Genomic DNA, 19,867 nt, shown 5'->3' with positions numbered 1-19,867 from the left:
TAATTGGTCTCAATTAATGCATTAAACCACAATTGCTTAGCTGCGCTTAATACGAACCCTGAATCGTAGATTAACGATACTATCTAAGAAAAATACTGAAAAAGATTAGGATTATTTAAAACTACCTTATACTTTTGTTAAGCATTTACCCTTAGAGAACGATACATACATATCTAAATAGCTAATTCTCAGCTGTTTTATTACCATCGCACTTTATAGGGTATTTACTAGAAAACTAAACGTACCCGTACCATGAAACAAAATTTTACCCTCGTAATTTGCGCAATTCTTTTTGCCCTAACTTTCTCAACTAGTGTTAACGCTCAATCTGGCTTAATTGCCGGCAGCTTCCCAGGAACTTCTGAATCGCTTTTAGGTGTTCGTTACCGTAAAATGAGTGTTAACAACTCAAACCAAAGTGGCGCCGTTTATTCAGGAGTGCCTGACCTTAACAGCAGCCGTCTTAATTCACGTGCCGATGCCGATCTGATTTACGGAACTGGTGGTTCTTATCTTTTCACCATCACGTATGATGACCTTACAAATACTTTCACCACTGTAACTACAATTGGCGGAATACCTGTAAGCAACATTTTAACAAACGTGTCAAGCAAGTTAACTAACGACGGAAAAACGGCTTTAGCGAGCAGCATTAACCTGATGACACTTACAGTTAAGAGTGCGAATAACAATACAATTACAGTTTCAGATATTACAATTGATGGCGTACCTGTAACAGGAAGCTACGGACGTAGCAATTCAATGGGTACATCAAACTGGTATATCCCATCATCAAACTTGTCAAACGGGTTTATTGTAACAGGAATTGTTACCATGGCCGGTACAATGGGAATGGGTAACGAAGCCCAGCTGGTTGAATTAGGTTTTGCTAATTCTGCTGCTGCTCCAGGTGCTCTTCCAGTAGTTTGGGGTGGTTTTGCTGGCAAGCGTGTAAACAGTTCTGCTATTGCATTACAGTGGAGAACAATCCAGGAACAAAGTGCTTCACATTATAATGTTCAACGTTCTGAAGATGGCATCCATTTCCGTACAATTGGAATGGTGATGGCGCAAGGCACAACTCCTTTAGCAACTGATTATGCTTTCAACGACAAAAATGCTACAGGTTCTATGTACTATTACCGCTTGCAGCAGGTGGATGTTGACGGAAACATCAACTACTCTTCAATCATTAAGCAAGGTAACGGTGGTAAACAAACATTGGTTGGTGGTTTAGGAAGCAACAAAATTGTCGTTCAATTCTTCAGCGATGACAAGCGTAACCTCCGCATCGTGAATAACAGTGGTATTATTATCAAACAAATGAGCAGCTCTCAACAACAACAGGTTTTAGATGTAAACAATCTGCCTGTGGGTGTGTATGCTCTCCAAATCATAAACAGCGATGGTACTTCTGAAGTACACCGCTTTGTAAAATAATTTCTAGGTTCTCTTATGGTACGGATCTGAGGGCAGAAGTTTCTACTCCAGCCCGACTGATCTAAAGAAAAAGCCCCACATTATATATGTGGGGCTTTTCTGTTATTATTTAAAGAAGAATTTATGCAGTTATTGCTTCACCATACAATTCCTGTTGCAACTGCTTTACTCTTGCATCTTCTAAATATTCATCAAATGTTGTAAGTCTATCGATGATACCGCCTGGTGTTAATTCAATAATACGATTAGCAGTTGTATGCATGAACGTATGATCATGCGATGTCAACAACACCACACCTTTATATTCGATACATTGTTCGTTGAAACTTTGGATGCTTTCAAGATCAAGATGGTTTGTTGGTTGATCCAATACAATTACATTCGGATTCTGCATCATCATTTTACTGATCATGCAACGTACTTTTTCACCACCACTCAATACGTTTGTCTTCTTCATAATATCGTCACCACTAAATAACATCTTTCCTAAAAAGCCACGAAGGAAGGGTTCATCAGCATCAGTAACATGACTCGGAACATACTGACGTAACCATTCCATTAAATTCAATCCCTGCGTAAAGAAACTATTGTGTTCAACTGGCAAATAAGCCTTTGTAATAGTAGACCCCCATTCGTATGCGCCATGATCTGCAATTTCTTCGGCATTTATAATGTCGAAGAAATGAGTAACAGCCAGCGGATCCTTACTTACAACAGCAATCTTATCTCCTTTATTAACAGTGAAGGTTACTTTATCGAAAAGCACACGACCGTCAACAGATTTTTTTAGATTCTCGATATTCAGAATTTGGTTGCCTACTTCACGTAATGGCTGAAAAATAATACCGGGATATTTCCTGTTTGATGGTTCAATTTCTTCAATGGTCAACTTTTCAAGCGCTTTCTTTCTTGAAGTTGCCTGTTTACTTTTTGAGGCGTTCGCACTGAATCGGGCAATAAAGTCGATCAACGCCTGGCGCTTCTCCTCTGTTTTCTTGTTTTTATCGCCCAGCTGGCGTGCCATTAACTGGCTGCTTTCATACCAGAAGGTATAGTTACCGGTAAACACTTTAATTTTTAAGCGATCAACATCCGCCACATGCGTACAAACGGCATCAAGAAAGTGACGATCATGGCTCACCACCAATACAATATTCTCATATTCAGCGAGGAAATTTTCTAACCAGCCAATTGTTTCAATGTCCAAACCGTTGGTAGGTTCATCTAGCAGAAGGATATCGGGACTACCAAAAAGTGCCTGCGCCAATAAGACACGAACTTTTAAGTTCGACGGAATATCCTTCATCAGCATTTGATGATATTCATCCCTTATACCAAGGCTGCTCAGGAAAGTTGCAGCATCACTTTCTGCAGTGTAACCTCCCATTTCACCGAACTCTGCTTCCAGCTCACCAGCTTTCATGTAGTCATCTTCAGTTGCTTCAGGGTCAGCATAAATAGCATCTTTCTTATGCATCACATCCCACATTTTTTTGTGGCCCATCAATACAGTGTTTAACACCGTTTGCTCATCAAACTCAAAGTGGTTTTGTTTTAATACCGCCAAACGTTCGCCGGGACTAATATCAACTGTTCCCTTGTTGGGTTCAATTTCGCCGCTAAGGATTTTTAAAAAGGTACTCTTGCCGGCACCATTGGCGCCAATTACTCCGTAACAGTTTCCTTTAACGAAATTGATGTTTACTTCGTCGAACAACACCCGCTTACCATAGGAGAGGGTTATATTTCTTGCACTGATCATAGTTGTGATTGTTGCTCACACATAACACTGATTTTCACAGAGGTTGACTCTGCGTTGATTTCTGCGTAACCTGTGAGGGATTTTTTGAAGCGGCAAAGTTACGGGAAAACAGGGAGGGAAAGGGTTTGAAAGATGGCCTATTGAAAACAAAACAGCCGATGGATAATCCATCGGCTGTTTATTAGAGAGAATATACTTTTAGTTTTTTGAACCACCACCGATATAAAAACCCAGGTTTACACCGAAGTAGTTGTTTGAAATACGACCTGTTTTAGGGTTTACATCGTATTCAAGATTGAAACGGAAATGACTAACATCAAAACCAGCTCTCAGCATTCCGGCGAAACCATTTTTTGTTTGTGTTTCCGAAGCTTCAGCATCTACTGTTGTGGCTGATGCGCCGGCTGCGGTTGCAAAACCTAAACCAAGACCAGCAAAAGGACGGAATTTTGCACCAGCTTCTTTTTGAAAATAGTAATCACCAGTTGCAAGGTAAGAAGCAACTACAGCTACTGATGCTTCACCAACTTCGTCACCAGCATCGTTTAAAGTAAATTTTGCTGTTAATGCGCCACCAAGACGAAGACCTGCACTTAAATTGTCGTTGATGTGATACTTAGGTTCAAGGTAAAGTGCAACACCACCTTTAGTTCCTTTACCACTGGCAGCTGCATAGCCACCCATAAAATCGACTTGCCATGGAGTGTAAGCTGTTGATTGAGCAAAAGAGTTGAGAGACAGGGTTAGTACTGTAAGGAGTACAAGGATTGTTTTCTTTTTCATGTGAATTTTTTTGGAGGCACAAAAAAAAGAGATTAGAGACAAAGAAAAAAATAAAAAAATTGCTTCACCTATTTCTCAACAAATATTACTACAATCAACACGGTTATGAATGCGTAAGCGGGTTTTTACTAATGAAAAATTTTAAAAAACGGAAAGAGACAGTAAAAATTCGATTGCTGACAACGGCATTTCCATCATTTATTTGTTGTGTTGTATCAATATCAAAAAAAGCTCACTGTTAACCAGTGAGCTTTTTAAAAACTTTCCTTTGCGCTATAAATTATAATCTCCTGATCTTAATATTTCTGAACCAAACATTATTGCCATGATCCTGCAATCCAATGTGCCCTTTTTTATAGGTGCCAAAATCTTTCATGTCTTTAAACTTACTTCCTGCAATCATTTGTTTCCAACCTTCATCCCACATTTTTGTTGATACAACTTTAACGGTGTTCAGATAGAATTCTAATTGCCCGTTTTCAGATTTGATTTCAGCAATATTCCATTCATTAGCTGGCTTCACTGTTTCAGGTGATGATGTGATCAAATCGTAAAGATCACCAGCACGATGCTTTACGATTTTCGCATCAGGATGACATTTATTATCGAGCACCTGCATTTCAGGACCCGTCATCCATGGCCATTCGTATTTGGCTGTATCCTCATGAATGTAAAAGATTACACCGCTGTTACCGCATGTATCAATTTTCCATTCCAGTTTAAGATGAAAATTTTCATACTCTTCATCAGTGATAATATCACCCCCTTCCTTTATTTGCCAGTCCTCTTTTTGATTTGCATCTAAACGCAGCATACCATCTTCAACTTTCCATGCAGCACCAACAGGTGCGCCCCCATACTTATGCCAACCTTTGGTGCTTTGTCCGTCGAATAAAGAAACCCATCCTTCTTTTACTTCTTCATCAGTTAATAAAGTTGCTGTTGCTGCAGGCGGTTCTGCAGTGGATGTGTCATTAGTGTTTGAAGTTTCGCCTTCATTGTTACAAGACGCAAATAATCCCACGGCTGCAATCATTAAAAGAGAACGCATCATATTTATTTATTTTTAAGTAAAAGAATATATTTCACCATTTGTTCTGCATCGGCAATATTTACTGCAGCGTTTGGCGGCATTGCTACATCGCCCCACACACCGCTACCGCCTTTCACTACTTTTTCAGCAAGCATTTTAATATTTGCTTCTGTTGCTTCATATTTATTTGCAACATCACGATAAGCAGGTCCAATTACTTTTTCATCGATCTTATGACAGGTTAAACAAAGATGTTCTGGTTTTGCAACCAACGCCAATCCTTTTTCATAATCAGGATTATCAGTTGGCGAAGGAGGTGTTGCTTCTGCCTGTTCTTTTACTTCTTCTTTTGGCTGCTCTTTATTTTCAGTACCTGCACCACCACAAGCGATTAATGCAAGCATAACTGCGGAGGTAAATAAAATCTTTTTCATGATGTATTGTTTTAAAGTTTACAATAATAATTTAATCAAGTCCCAAAATACGACGGTTGGTAGCAACATCGCTAACACTACCCGCAAAATCATCGAATGTTTTATCAGTTACACGAATAATATGGTTTTTAATAAATTCTGCGCCTTCACGTGCACCATCTTCAGGATGTTTAATACAACATTCCCATTCCATTACCGCCCAACCATCGTAACCATATTGAGTGAGCTTGCTGAAGATGGTTTTGAAATCAACCTGTCCATCACCCGGTGAGCGATAACGACCTGCCCTGTTCAACCAACTTTGATAACCACCGAAGGTTCCCTGCCTTCCACTTGGATTAAACTCAGAATCTTTTACATGGAAAGCCTTAATGCGCTCGTGATAAAGATCAATGTATTCGATATAGTCGAGTTGTTGTAAAACAAAATGCGATGGATCATACAGTAAACATGCACGTTTGTGATTGTTTACTTTTTCTAAAAACATTTCATAAGTTATCCCATCAAAGAGATCTTCACCGGGATGAATTTCATAACAAACATCTACACCGCATTCATCGAAGTAATTCAGTATAGGTAACCAACGTTTCGCTAATTCTTTGAACCCTTCATCAACTAATCCCTCAGGACGTTGAGGCCACGGATGAAACGTATGCCACAACAACGAACCACTGAACGTTGCATGTGCTGTTATGCCTAAGTTTTGTGATGCCTTCGCTCCATACATTAACTGTTGAACAGCCCACTCCTGTCTCGCTTTTGGATTGTTCTTTACTTCATCTGCAGCAAATCCATCGAACATGGTATCATATGCAGGATGTACTGCAACAAGCTGACCTTGTAAATGTGTACTGAGTTCAGAAATTTCCAAACCATAACTGTTGATCTTTCCTTTTAACTCATCAGCATAGGTTTTACTTTCTGCTGCCAGTTCCAGATCGATCAATCGTTTTTCCCAGGTGGGAATTTGCACTGCTTTAAAACCTAATGATGCTGCCCATTCACAAATTGATTCAAGACTGTTGAATGGAGCTTTATCGCCCATGAACTGGGCTAAGAATATGGCCGGTCCTTTAATCGTTTTCATACCCCAACCCCTAAAGGGGCTTTTTGCTTTTGGTTATTTTAAATAAACTGTTGAATAAAATTTCAGCAGTTGAGTTTCAAATTTAAAGATCAAAGCATTTAGAGTGTAAACTCTTTCCACTTTACATCACTTTCGCCACTTTCAATAACATTGTTCACAAATGCCATTCCACGAACACCCTCATTTACACCGGGAAAATCGAGCCATTCATCTTTTGGCTGCTCACCATTCATCTTGGCACGAACAGTTAAGATAAAATTACGGTAGAGATTACCGAATGCTTCCAGATAACCTTCCGGATGACCAGCAGGTACACGTGTATTATGAGCAGCAAATGAACTGTTGTAGCCAGCCCCGGTTCTGTAAATTTCTGTTGGCTTATCAAGCCATTTTACAAGCAATGTATTTGCATCTTCCTGTTTCCATTCTATTCCGCCTTTCTCACCGTACACACGGATCTTTACATTGTTTTCTTCACCTGCTGCAATTTGAGTTGCCATCAACACACCTGTTGCACCATTGTTGAATTTTAAAAATGCAGCACCGTCATCATCCAGCATCCTTCCTTCAACAACAATATTCGTATTGGAACAAAGATGTGTTACTTCTAACCCGGTAACATATTCTGCAAGGTTGAAAGCGTGTGTACCAATGTCGCCCATTGCACCTGCTTTACCACTTTTTTTAGGATCGGTTCTCCAACTGGCTTGTGCATTTCCTGCTGCTTCAAGTAAGGTACTAAGCCAACCTTGTGGATACTCCACATAAACTTTTCTGATCTTTCCTAATGCCCCGCTTTTCAGCAATTGTTTTGCCTGTTTCACCATTGGGTAGCCAGTGTACGTATGACAAAGCAATAAACTCAAACCTGTTTCTTCAACTTTTGCTTTTAATTGATTCGCTTCATCAAGTGTGAAAGTGATGGGCTTTTCAATCACCACGTTGAATCCTTTTTCAAGCGCCATGATGGCCGGTTCAAAATGCACAAAGTTTGGTGTAACGATACTCACAAAATCGATACGCTTGTCAGCAGGCATTGCTGCTTCTTTTTCAAGCAAAGTTTTATAATCAGTATAGATACGTTCTTCATCAAGGAACAACATCTTTCCTGATTCAATTGCGATTTCAGGTTTTACACTTAATGCTCCTGCAACAAGTTCAGCTTGTCCGTCCATGTTCATAGCAAGGCGATGTACAGCACCGATGAACGCATCTTTGCCGCCACCGATCATGGCCATTCTTAATTTTCTGCTCATAATATCAATCGTTCTGAAATGAAAAATAATTATCTATCGTGAATGATGAATTGTGAATGATACTGCATTAACTTATTTCCTATTCACTATTGACCATTGACCATTGACTATTCACCATCTACCATCCCGTTCTGTACTCACGTTTTACAAACTGGTTGGCTTCATCAAAGTTGGTGATCTTCATGTTAGCAGCATCCCACAATAACTTTTTGCGACCAAGATATTTATCACCCCAACCTGTCAATTTCGGGTTCTTGATCATCCATGAACGGATTGCAAGGTTACCCATTAAAATACTTTCTGTAAAAGGACCTGCATATTCAAACGGTGAACTTGTTTCGCCATTACCATAACCGGCGATACATGCATTCACCCATTGCACATAGTGACCTTCAGGCACACGCTTTAATGTTTGCTTGGGCAATGTTGTTTCTTTCATGCGTTTAGTAGGTAATAATCTTGGATTCGCACCATAACAATCAGCTAATATTTTTCCTTTTGTTCCTTCAAAGATTACACCGCCATCCCAGTTGCCCATTTCTTCTTCAGGCAACAATTCTTCCGGGCGCTTTGGTAATAATCCACCATCCATCCAGGTAACTTTTATTTCACCTTTACCATCAGTACGTGGGTAATTCAAATGAATGATTGAAGCCGGTGGACAGCTATCAATATATCCCGCCTCTGTCCATGCGCCGGTAAACTGGTTTGGCAAACTACATTCTACTTCATTGGGATATAGAATAGGTAAGATGCGATAGATAGGATCCATGATATGACAAGCCATATCGCCTAATGCACCTGTACCAAACGACCACCAACCTCTCCAGTTAAATGGATGATAAGCCGGATTATAATCTTCATATTTTGATGGACCGATCCACAAATCCCATTTCATTGTTGAAGGAACTGCATGTGTACCGCTGGGTTTTGCCAAACCTTGCGGCCACACAGGACGATTGGTCCAAGCATTTACACTCGTTACTTTTCCAATAAGTCCGGCATCATACCACTCTTTCATTAAACGCACGCCATCGCCACTACCACCCTGGTTACCCATTTGCGTAACCACTTTATATTTTTTTGCCGCTTGTGTAAGCATACGTGCTTCGTAAATATCATGCGTTAATGGCTTTTGCACGTACACATGTTTGCCCATTTCCATTGCCGCTAACGTGGCAATAGCATGTGTATGATCTGGTGTTGATACAGATACTGCATCAATATTATTTTTTTCTTTCTCCAGCATTTCACGGAAATCGTAATAGAATTTCGCCTTCGGGAAACGTTTCACTGAGTTTACAGCTTGTGCTTCATCAACATCACAAAACGCTACAATATTTGCTTTGGGGCTTTTTGCAAACTCTGCAAGATCGCTGGCACCTTTACCGCCAGCACCAATGCCGGCAATGTTTAAACGATCACTTGGTGCAATGTAGCCGGGGCCACCTAACACATGTCGTGGTACAATAAAAAAACCTGCTGCTGCAATAGAGCCGGTACGTAAAAAATCCCGTCTTGTTTTTTTGCTCATAGTAGTTGTTTATAGATCAAGAAAATTTTATGCTTTCGTGTCGAAGGAGATGCATTCTTTCAATTCCTTTTCGGTGTAGGCCAATCCGTATTGTTTCAACACATCATCAGGTACACCATTCCATTGATTAGGACGATTACCTACATAGCCAATATCTTTCACACCAATTTCGGATGTATAAAAACCAGTTGCTGTTAAGTTGCGCATAAGATTGAAAAATGCAACACCTTGTTTCATTTCAGGTTTTGCTTTTTCAGGATAAGCTATATCATCAACAATTGCGATCTGTTGTTGCGAACTGCAATCTTTAAACGCTTTTTGAAAACGTTTACTACTTTCAAGATCGAGCCAGCGCAAACCACCACGCATAGGCGTTTTGTTTGCAGGCATATCTTTTACAATAAACTCAATAAAGTCTGGCACACCAGCTTCACTTGCACTGCCACTCACTTCATCTTTTGGAATAATAATATCGGCAAGTATAGTGATGGTGGCCATTTCATGTGCTGTAAAGAAAGTTTCTGCCATCAGCTTAGCTTCGATCTCTGCTTCTACTTTCGTTCGATCGATTGTACTCGCAGATTTTTCTGCAGATGAATCAGCAGGTACATTTGCTTTTTCATCAGCACTTTTACAGGCATCAACCAATACCGAGGATGCTACTGTACCAACTAAAATGGCTCTTATGGAATCTCTTCTTTTCATATTATAGTATTGAGATTAGAGATTATTTTTTTTGAGTTGATCAACAATGTATTCACTTGCTCTCATGCTCAATGCCAATATCGTCCAGGTAATATTTTTATCAGCCTGCGAAACAAAAGCAGCACCATCTACTACAAACAAATTCTTGCAATCGTGTGCCTGGTTATGTTTATTCAATACACTTTTCTTAGGATCGTTGCCCATGCGTGCAGTCCCAGCTTCATGAATAATTTTTCCCGGTGTTTCTAATCCATAATCGTTTTCTGCAGTATCATCGCCACCCCATGTAATAATAGCACCCATGTTATGCATGATCTCCTTAAAAGTTTCTTTCATGTGTTTTGCCTGCTTCACTTCATGCTCACTCCATTTTACATTAAACTTCAACACAGGAATACCATATTGATCTACCACTTCAGGATCAATTGCACAATAATTACTTTCTATTGGAATTGCTTCGCCACGACCAGCCATCCCCACATTTGCTCCGTAGAAATAACGCATATCTTCTTTTAAAGAAGCGCCATAGCCACCTGCTTCTTTTTGTTTGCCTGCAACAGCATATTTTCCATTCATCATTTGAATATTCATGCCAAAGCCATACGCCGGTTGACCCATGCCTCCCCAATATTCAATATGATAACCACGAGGAAAATCAAGTTTCTTATTATCTAACCACCATGGTGAATACACATGCATACCGCCTACACCATCTTCATTATATTTTTTTCTCCCGAAGAGTTGAGGCAATACACCACCCAGTGCTGCACCTGTGCTATCATGCAGATATTTACCAACTACATTGCTGCTGTTGGCTAAACCATTTGGATGACGAGGAGATTTTGAATTGAGCAACAACCTTGAAGTTTCACAAGCACTTGCAGCAAGTATCACCACTTTACCATTTACCTGGTATTCATTCAGGTCATCTTTATTTACATAACTCACACCTGTTGCAAGTCCTTCTTTATTGGTAAGAACTTCACGAGCCATTGCATTAGCGATCACATCAACATTTCCTGTTTTAAGTGCAGGATATATTAATACGTTGGTTGATGAAAAATCGGCTTTCGCCATGCTGCAGTTACGTCCGCATTGCGAACAATAAAAGCAAACACCTCGTTCAGTTGTACTTTCTATTTTCTTTGTGAGGATAGATAAGCGTGAAGGAATAACTCGTACACCAGCAGTTGTTGCAGCATTCTTTATAAACAGTTCATGCAAGCGTGGTTTAGGTGGTGGAAGAAAAAATCCATCAGGATCATTTTCCAAACCTTCGTTAGTACCAAATATGCCAATGAGTTTATCAACTCTATCGTAGTAAGGTTTTACATCATCGTAACCAATTGGCCAATCATCGCCTAAACCATCAATGCTTCTGCGTTTAAAATCTTTTGGACCAAAACGTAAGGAGATACGTCCCCAGTGATTTGTACGTCCACCTAACATACGTGCACGCCACCAATCCCATTGTGTGCCTGATTCCTTTGTATATGGTTCGCCATCTAATTCCCAGCCACCATAGCATGCATCAAAGTCGCCAAACGGTCTGTACTTGGTACTTGCGCCTCTTCGTTTACTTTCCCAGGGATTTTTTAATTGAGTGATATTTTTTTGCGGATCATACATGGTGCCTGCTTCGAGCAAACACACTTTCAATCCGGCCTTACTTAATTCATAGGCAGCCATACCGCCACCTGCGCCAGAGCCTACTATTACAACATCGTAAGTTTTGGGCTGAACTTTTACCTGGAAATCTCCCATGACATGCAATTGGTTTGAAGGTTCTAAAGGTAATGACTTAATGAAAACAACAAATTCAAATTACGTACTTCAATATCGCTATTAATTAAAATAGCAATGAAAGGTAAAATAGTATTAATGATTATAGCAATAGTTTGATATTCATTAACATTTCAAACGATTGCAATAGAATTTTAAAAAATTTACGACTCCCTCTAAAGATAAATACCCTAAATTTAAAACCTCGATTGCGAAGGCAAACAAAATGCATTATAAAAACCAACCATAACGATTGCATTATGAATTCGATCAACCGTAACCAGTTATTTGTAGGAAGTTGTCTTGCTTTATTAGTCACTTCACTTTCTTTTGGTATAAGAGCCGGTATTCTTGGTAAACTTGGAACTGATTTTAATTTGAACGCTACACAACTGGGCACAATTGCAGCAACAGCATTCTGGGGTTTTCCGCTGGCTGTAATTGTGGGAGGTTTAGTAGTTGATGTTATTGGAATGAAACGCTTACTTGAAATGGCGTTTTTCTTTCACCTTGGCGGAATACTACTTACCATTTTCGCTGGTGGTTTCTGGAGTTTGTTTTTTTCAACATTATTAATTGGTATAGCTAATGGTACAGTTGAAGCTGCATGTAATCCCTTAGTAACAACTTTATACCCCGATAAAAAAACCACCAAGCTTAATCACTTCCATTTATGGTTTCCGGGTGGTATTGTTATTGGCACGTTGATCAGTTTTTATTTCTCGAAATTTAATATCGGGTGGCAGGTACAGGTAGGCACTATGCTGATACCTACATTGATCTATGGATTCCTGTTTTTAAAATTGAAATTTCCTGTTACAGAACGTGTGGCAGCAGGCGTAAGTACAAGTGAGATGTATAAATCATTGGGAAATCCATTATTCCTGTTTATGATCATCTGCATGTTTGGTACTGCTATTACCGAATTATTTACAGGGCAGTGGATCGATGTATTGTTACGCAATGTAACCGACAATGCCATTCTTATCCTTACTGTAACAACACTGGTAATGGTGATTGGACGTGGCTTTGCCGAACCGATTGTTCATCGTCTTTCCCCAACAGGGGTGTTACTTATTTCAGCTATTCTGTCTGCTGCTGGTTTGTATTTACTGGGGCACAGCAGTGGTAACACATTGTTTGCAGGTGCAATTGTATTTGGGATGGGGGTTTGCTTTTTTTGGCCAACAATGTTGGGTTTTGTTGCAGAGTATTTACCGAAAACAGGTGCTGTGGGATTAAACCTCATGGGCGGCGCAGGCATGTTTGCTGTTTCTGTTTATATGATGTTTATGGGTAAGTTTTACGACGAAAAACTTATTGCCAAACTTCCTGCAAATGCAAACCTTGCTGATTACAATGCCGCCGCCGCCGATTCTGAAATGGGTAAGGCATTGGCACAGGCAAAAGTTACAGCGGGTCCTGAAATAATAAATGCAACGCTGGTTATTCCTATTGTATTAATTGTTGCGTTCGCAGGTTTATACATGTACATGCGGGGTAAAAGCAAACAGACGTTAACAACCGCATACGCTGATCAACCGAATTAAAAATAACCGGTGGCCATACCGATGAGTAGCAAATACGTTAAATTTAAAATCTGATAATAATAAACAGCGCCGGCAATTACGCTATTTGCTGTTGAGTTATAAACAACCAACTTAAACCGATTGCGCATGTCCTCGACCACCCGCTTACAATTATCCTTCATGATGTTCCTGGAGTTTTTTATCTGGGGAGGATGGTTTGTAACATTGGGAACTTTTCTAAACAATAACTTATCTGCAACAGGAGCAGAGTCGGGGCAGGTTTTTTCTACACAATCGTGGGGTGCAATCATTGCTCCATTTATTATTGGTTTAATTGCTGATCGTTTTGTAAACGCAGAAAAAATTCTTGGCATATTGCATCTTATTGGTGCGGTATTAATGTACCAGATGTACAGCGCCGATAATATTGCGGTGTTCTATCCCTACGTATTAATATATATGATCTGCTACATGCCTACATTGGCATTGGTAAATTCTGTTTCTTTCAATCAAATGAAAAATCCAGAAAAGGAATTTTCAGTAATTCGTTTGTTTGGTACTTTGGGTTGGATTGCAGCAGGTTTATTGATCAGCTTTTTATTTCATTGGGATTCGGCCGAAGGAACTAAAGAAGGTTTATTAAAAAATACCTTCCTGCTTTCGGGTGCTGCATCACTAGTGCTTGGCTTATTCAGTTTTACTTTACCTAAAACGCCACCGAAAGGAAAAGGCACAAAGGTTACAGTAAATGATATTCTTGGACTGGATGCATTAAAACTATTGAAGGATAAAAACTTCCTTATCTTCTTTATCTCGTCTATCCTCATTTGTATCCCCCTGGCTTTTTATTATCAAAATACAAACTCGTTTCTTTCAAGCATTGGTGTTGAAAATCCAACGGGTAAAATGACCATTGGACAAGGATCAGAAGTCTTGTTCTTGTTATTGCTACCAGTTTTTTTCAACCGATTTGGGTTTAAGAAAACAATTTTAGTAGGCATGCTTGCTTGGGCCGTACGTTATGTATTGTTTGCATACGGTAATGCAGGCGATCTCACATTTATGTTATTAATAGGTATTGCCCTGCACGGTATTTGCTACGATTTCTTTTTTGTATCCGGACAAATTTACACCGACTCAAAAGCAGGCGAACAACACAAAAGCGCAGCACAGGGTTTAATTACATTAGCTACTTATGGTTTGGGTATGTTGATAGGTTTTGCAGTAGCAGGAAAAATCACTGACAGTTACAAGTTAGCCGACGGAACATTAGATTATAAAATGGTTTGGCTTATCCCGGCAGGTATTGCATTTGCAGTGTTCCTCATTTTTGCCCTGCTTTTTAGAGATGAGAAAACAAACAAGGCCGCTTAATGTTTTAAATATATAAGAGAAGTATACATGTCAAAACAATCATCGAGAAGAGAAGCCATTAAAAAGTTTGCAGCAGCTACAGTAGCCATCACTGCGGGCAATGCCGTGAGCGCAGGCACAATAGAAAGAGTTATGGGAGAAGACAATTATAAATTAAAAGGCAACATCAATCATTCCGTTTGTAAATGGACACATGATTTTCTTTCGCTCGATGAATTATGTGTTGAAGTGAAGAAGATGGGCTTTACAGCTATCGATCTGCTTACACCAAGCGAATGGCCCACTGCCAAAAAACATGGCATCCATTGTTCCATGTGTTATACAAATGGAAAGATCAGTTTAACAGAAGGGTGGAACAACAAGAAAAATCATGCACAATTGATTGCTGCTTTTACAGAAGCTATTCCTTTGGTGGCTGAAGCAGGCTACCAGAATCTTATTTGTTTTAGTGGCAACCGTAACGGCATGGATGATGAAACCGGTTTACAAAACATGGTGGAAGGAATAAAACAGATCATGCCACTGGCAGAAAAGCATAATGTCATTATACAGATAGAAGTGTTCAACAGTAAAGTGGATCATAAAGATTACATGGCCGATAATACAAAATGGGCAATTGAATTATGTAAGCGACTTGGTTCACCCAACTTCAAAATTCTGTACGATATCTATCACATGCAGATCAGCGAAGGCGATATTATTCATACCATCAAACAGAACCATCAATACTTTGGTCATTATCATACGGCTGGTGTACCCGGTCGTCATGAGATCATTGAAAACCAGGAATTGTATTACCCTGCCATTATGAAAGCGATCGTTGAAACAGGTTACAAAGGATATGTAGCACAGGAATATATTCCAACAGGAAAAACAAAAGAAGAAAAACTGGCGGCATTAAAAGATGCGGTGAAGAGATGTGATGTGTAGGAACCGAATGGCAATAGTCAACAGGCAATTTGCAAAACGTTTTCCTATTCACCATTAACAATTGACCATTAACAAAGAAGCTTAGTTCATATAAACAATAACCACTCAAATAATACAACATGCCGGATAATTATGAGTATGATGCCATTGTAATTGGCTCAGGAATCAGCGGCGGCTGGGCCGCAAAAGAGCTCACTGAAAAAGGATTGAAGACAATCATGCTTGAGCGTGGTCGCAACATTGAACATATCAAAGGGTATGTAAATGCTGCGAAAGAACCATGGGATCTTCCACACCGTGGCAACCGAACGCAGCAAATGATCAATGATTACCCAGTGTTGCGTCGTGATTATCCGCTAAATGAAATGGTATTGGATTATTGGGTGAAGGATAAAGAATGTCCTTACACTGAAGAAAAACGTTTCGACTGGTATCGAGGTTACCACGTGGGTGGTCGTTCATTAATGTGGGGTCGCCAGAGTTACCGTTTCAACAAATGGGATTTTGAAGCAAACGCAAAAGAAGGTATTGCTATTGACTGGCCCATTCGTTATGATGACGTAGCCCCATGGTATAGCTACGCTGAAAAATTTGCAGGTATTCAAGGTAGCAAAGACGGTCTTGAAGTGTTACCTGATGGAGATTTTATGCCAGCTATGGAATTAAACTGTGTTGAGAAAGAAGTGAAGAAACGCCTTGAGGCACATTATAAAGGCATGCGTCATCTTATTATTGGCCGCAGTGCAAACATTACGCAGCCGCATCATAACCGTACCAATTGCCAGTACCGTGATCGTTGCTGGAGAGGTTGTCCGTTTGGTGCTTATTTCAGTACGCAATCTGCAACTTTACCGGCAGCCATGGCAACAGGTAATTTAACATTGCGCCCATTCTCTATCGTTACAAAAATTGTGTACGATAAGAATACAAAGAAAGCAACAGGTGTTGAAATACTTGATGCAGAAACCAATCAAACCTATGTGTACAAAGCAAAGATCGTTTTCGTTTGTGCATCGGCATTAAACTCTGCATGGGTATTAATGAACTCTGCAACTGATGTTTGGGAAGGTGGTTTAGGTAGCAGCAGTGGTGAGTTGGGTCACAATGTAATGGATCATCATTTTCGTGCGGGTGCCAATGGAACCATGGAAGGCTTCAGCGATAAATATGAATATGGTCGCAGGCCAACGGGTATTTATGTTCCCCGCTTCCGCAATATTTATGACGATAAGCGTGATTACCTGCGTGGTTTTGGTTACCAGGGTAGTGCCGGTCGTGGAAGAGGAATTGATGTGGCAGAAGCAACTATTGGTGCCGATTTAAAAGACGCATTAAGTGTTGCAAGTGATAACTGGAACATGGGTATTATGGCGTTTGGTGAAATGCTTCCTTATCATGAAAATAAAATAACAATTGATAAAGATGTAAAAGATAAGTGGGGATTACCGGTGTTGAAGTTTGATGTGGAGATAAAGGACAATGAGAAAAAGATGCGCATTGATATGATGAATGATGCCAAAGAAATGCTTGAAGCTTCCGGTGTTAAGAATGTAAGTACGTACGATGCGGGTTATGCGCCAGGGATGGGTATTCATGAAATGGGTACAGCACGCATGGGTCGTGATCCAAAAACATCTGTACTGAATGGCAACAACCAGGTATGGGATGCAAAGAACGTGTTTGTTACCGATGGTGCTTGTATGACATCAGCATCGTGTGTAAACCCATCGTTAACTTATATGGCGTTAACAGCACGTGCTGCTGATTTTGCAGTGAGTGAATTAAAGAAAGGAAATCTCTAATACAGCTATGGCAGATAATACATTTGATGCAATTGTAATTGGTTCGGGCATCAGCGGAGGCTGGGCTGCAAAAGAACTTTGTGAAAAAGGGTTGAAAGTGCTCATGCTTGAGCGTGGTGCTGAGCATAAGCATATCACCGATTATAAAACTGCAACAAAAATGCCCTGGGAGTTTGATCACAAAGGAAAAACAACTCAACAACAGAAAGAAGATTATCCTGTAATTCACAGAGGCTGGGCCGCCAACGAACGAGTAATGGATGCCTGGGCCAACGAAAAAGATTCACCATACACAGAAGTGAAACCTTTTACCTGGTGGCGCAGTTACCGGATGGGTGGACGTTCTGTTTTATGGGGCCGACATAGTTATCGATGGAGTGAACTTGATTTTGAAGCAAACGCAAAAGATGGGTTTGGTGTCGACTGGCCCATTCGTTATAAAGATATTGCTCCCTGGTACGATCATGTTGAACGTTTTGCAGGCATCAGTGGGTCAACAGAAGGTTTGCCTTATTTGCCCGATGGTCAATTTCTTCCTCCTGTTCCATTAAACATGGTGGAAAAAGATGTTGCTGCAAAAATCAAAGCATTTTACAAAGGCGAGCGGCATCTGATCAACAGTCGTGTGGCAAATATTACTGTGCCTCACAATGAACGACCGGGTTGCCAGTTTCGTAACCGTTGTTGGGAAGGTTGTCCATTTGGTGGTTATTTCAGTACGCAATCTTCCACTTTACCTGCAGCAGTAAGAACAAATAACTTAACTGTAAGACCATTATCAATCGTTACAAAAATTCTTTACGATAAAGACAAAAAGAAAGCAACAGGTGTAGAGGTGTTGGATAGCATGGACAATAAAACCTATGAGTTTAAATCAAAGATTGTTTTCGTTTGTGCATCAGCATTAAATTCTACCTGGCTTTTATTTAATTCAGCTACTGATATATGGCCCGGCGGATTAGGAAGCAGCAGCGGCGAGCTAGGTCATAATGTAATGGACCACCACTATAACCTTGGTGTAAGTGGCGAAGTGGAAGGTTATGAAAACATAACAGAATATGGCCGGCGTCCCGCAGGATTTTATATCAGTCGTTTTGCCAACACACCCGGTGATAAAAAAAGAAACTTCACAAGAGGTTATGGTTACCAGGGAAGTGCCAGCAGGCAAGGTTGGGGAAGAGTTGTTGCTGAGCTTAGCATTGGCAGCGAATTAAAAGAAGCATTGTCTGAACCTGGTGGCTGGCAGATTGGAGCAACAGGTTTTGGCGAGATACTTCCTTATCATGAAAATAAAATTTCGCTCGATAAAGAAGCAAAAGATAAATGGGGTTTACCTGTTTTATCGATGGATGCAGAGCTGAAAGAAAACGAAATGAACATGCGCAAGGATATTAAAGAAGATTTACTTGCCATGTTTGAAGCAGCTGGAGTAAAGAACATGCATACTTATGATTCAGGCCATGCCATGGGTCACGGTATTCATGAAATGGGGACAGCACGAATGGGCCGTGATCCGAAAACATCAGTGCTTAATGGCAACAACCAGGTATGGGATGCGCCAAATGTTTTTGTTACTGATGGTGCATGCATGACCAGTTCATCCTGTGTAAATCCATCGTTAACGTACATGGCATTAACAGCACGTGCTGCCGATTTTGCTGTGAAAGAATTAAAAAAGGGAAATATTTAATACAAACTATTAAACAATTTTTTAAATCAACTTTTATGAATCGTCGTGATCTTCTAAAACAAATAGCATTGCTTACAGGTGGTGCAGTTATTGGTGGCGAACTGTTTTTAGCTGGCTGTAAAACGGGACCCAAAACCGTTGCGGAGTTTACACCTGAAACTATTTCGTTGCTCGATGAAGTTGCTGAGACAATTATACCTGCTACATCAACGCCGGGTGCAAAAGCAGCCAAGGTGGGCGAGTTTATGAAAGTGATGGTGAGCGATTGCTATACACAACGCCAGCAGGATGCGTTCATGAGCGGCATAGGAGAACTGGACGAAGCTTGTAAAAAGATGCAAGGCAAAACATTCATGGAGTGCAGTGCACAGCAACGCAAAGACTTTTTAGTGAGTCTTGAGAAAGAAGCAAAAACCTTTAATACCAAACGTGATGAAACGGATAAGGTGTTGCGTGAAGAATATAAAGGAAAGAATGATGCTTTGCCCTGGAAAGATCAAAAAGACTTTGAAGGTTCACCGAGCCATTATTATACAATGATGAAGCAGCTGACACTTACTGGCTTTTTTACATCAAAAACAGGAATGACAGAAACACTTCGTCACGTTCCTATCCCTGGCAAGTTTGATGGTGAGTTTCCCTATGCAAAAGGTGATAAAGCCTGGGCCGAATAAAGCATCGGTTCAATTTTTGCAATCGTCTTTCAGCAGCAAACGCTTACTTTAA

16 protein-coding genes are annotated in these 19,867 nt (G+C 40.2%); 7 read left to right on the top strand and 9 right to left on the bottom strand.

What is annotated here, in order from left to right; all coding sequences use genetic code 11:
- Positions 1 to 252: 252 nt before the first annotated feature.
- Entirely contained in the window at positions 253 to 1,440 is a 1,188-nt protein-coding gene (locus tag ACO1QW_RS20740; protein WP_486261421.1) for a T9SS type A sorting domain-containing protein, read from the top strand.
- Positions 1,441 to 1,561: 121 nt separating this feature from the next.
- On the opposite strand, the gene ACO1QW_RS20735 is transcribed toward ACO1QW_RS20740, so the two are convergent.
- The 9 genes from ACO1QW_RS20735 to ACO1QW_RS20695 all read right to left on the bottom strand — a co-directional run bounded on the left by ACO1QW_RS20735 (position 1,562) and on the right by ACO1QW_RS20695 (position 11,798).
- Positions 1,562 to 3,202: an ABC-F family ATP-binding cassette domain-containing protein gene (locus ACO1QW_RS20735; protein ID WP_486261419.1), complete on the bottom strand. Its 1,641-nt coding sequence runs from the start codon at positions 3,200 to 3,202 to the stop codon at positions 1,562 to 1,564.
- Between the two features lie 198 nt (positions 3,203 to 3,400).
- On the bottom strand, positions 3,401 to 3,985 hold the full coding sequence (locus ACO1QW_RS20730) for a hypothetical protein (protein ID WP_486261417.1): 585 nt from the start codon (positions 3,983 to 3,985) through the stop codon (positions 3,401 to 3,403).
- 280 nt (positions 3,986 to 4,265) lie between these two features.
- Positions 4,266 to 5,039, bottom strand: coding sequence for a 3-keto-disaccharide hydrolase (locus ACO1QW_RS20725; RefSeq protein WP_486261415.1), 774 nt, complete (start codon positions 5,037 to 5,039; stop codon positions 4,266 to 4,268).
- A gap of 2 nt (positions 5,040 to 5,041) precedes the next feature.
- Complete coding sequence (locus ACO1QW_RS20720; protein ID WP_486261413.1) at positions 5,042 to 5,452, bottom strand: c-type cytochrome; 411 nt, start codon at positions 5,450 to 5,452, stop codon at positions 5,042 to 5,044.
- 31 nt (positions 5,453 to 5,483) lie between these two features.
- Entirely contained in the window at positions 5,484 to 6,539 is a 1,056-nt protein-coding gene (locus ACO1QW_RS20715; protein ID WP_486261411.1) for a sugar phosphate isomerase/epimerase family protein, read from the bottom strand.
- A 98-nt stretch (positions 6,540 to 6,637) separates the two neighbouring features.
- A complete protein-coding gene (locus ACO1QW_RS20710; protein ID WP_486261409.1) occupies positions 6,638 to 7,795 on the bottom strand; it encodes a Gfo/Idh/MocA family protein in 1,158 nt (385 codons plus the stop codon).
- A 118-nt stretch (positions 7,796 to 7,913) separates the two neighbouring features.
- Positions 7,914 to 9,329 (bottom strand): Gfo/Idh/MocA family protein, encoded by a 1,416-nt coding sequence (locus ACO1QW_RS20705; RefSeq protein WP_486261407.1) that lies wholly within the window; start codon positions 9,327 to 9,329, stop codon positions 7,914 to 7,916.
- Between the two features lie 27 nt (positions 9,330 to 9,356).
- A complete protein-coding gene (locus ACO1QW_RS20700; protein ID WP_486261405.1) occupies positions 9,357 to 10,034 on the bottom strand; it encodes a gluconate 2-dehydrogenase subunit 3 family protein in 678 nt (225 codons plus the stop codon).
- 15 nt (positions 10,035 to 10,049) lie between these two features.
- Positions 10,050 to 11,798 (bottom strand): GMC family oxidoreductase, encoded by a 1,749-nt coding sequence (locus tag ACO1QW_RS20695; protein WP_486261404.1) that lies wholly within the window; start codon positions 11,796 to 11,798, stop codon positions 10,050 to 10,052.
- A 278-nt stretch (positions 11,799 to 12,076) separates the two neighbouring features.
- Between ACO1QW_RS20695 and ACO1QW_RS20690 the strand changes: the two genes are divergently transcribed.
- From ACO1QW_RS20690 to ACO1QW_RS20665, 6 genes are all read left to right on the top strand, one after another.
- Positions 12,077 to 13,366, top strand: coding sequence for an MFS transporter (locus tag ACO1QW_RS20690; RefSeq protein WP_486261402.1), 1,290 nt, complete (start codon positions 12,077 to 12,079; stop codon positions 13,364 to 13,366).
- A gap of 126 nt (positions 13,367 to 13,492) precedes the next feature.
- A complete protein-coding gene (locus ACO1QW_RS20685) occupies positions 13,493 to 14,719 on the top strand; it encodes a nucleoside permease (RefSeq protein WP_486261400.1) in 1,227 nt (408 codons plus the stop codon).
- Positions 14,720 to 14,746: 27 nt separating this feature from the next.
- Positions 14,747 to 15,649: a hydroxypyruvate isomerase family protein gene (locus tag ACO1QW_RS20680; protein WP_486261398.1), complete on the top strand. Its 903-nt coding sequence runs from the start codon at positions 14,747 to 14,749 to the stop codon at positions 15,647 to 15,649.
- A 119-nt stretch (positions 15,650 to 15,768) separates the two neighbouring features.
- Positions 15,769 to 17,451, top strand: a complete 1,683-nt coding sequence (locus ACO1QW_RS20675) for a GMC oxidoreductase (RefSeq protein ID WP_486261396.1) — start codon at positions 15,769 to 15,771, stop codon at positions 17,449 to 17,451.
- Between the two features lie 7 nt (positions 17,452 to 17,458).
- A complete protein-coding gene (locus tag ACO1QW_RS20670; protein WP_486261394.1) occupies positions 17,459 to 19,141 on the top strand; it encodes a GMC oxidoreductase in 1,683 nt (560 codons plus the stop codon).
- Positions 19,142 to 19,176: 35 nt separating this feature from the next.
- Positions 19,177 to 19,815 (top strand): gluconate 2-dehydrogenase subunit 3 family protein, encoded by a 639-nt coding sequence (locus ACO1QW_RS20665; protein WP_486261392.1) that lies wholly within the window; start codon positions 19,177 to 19,179, stop codon positions 19,813 to 19,815.
- Positions 19,816 to 19,867: the final 52 nt, after the last annotated feature.

The sequence above is a fragment of the Lacibacter sp. genome (assembly GCF_057361365.1).
Note: the sequence above shows the minus strand (reverse complement) of the source record. Positions and strands in the feature narration are given on the sequence as shown.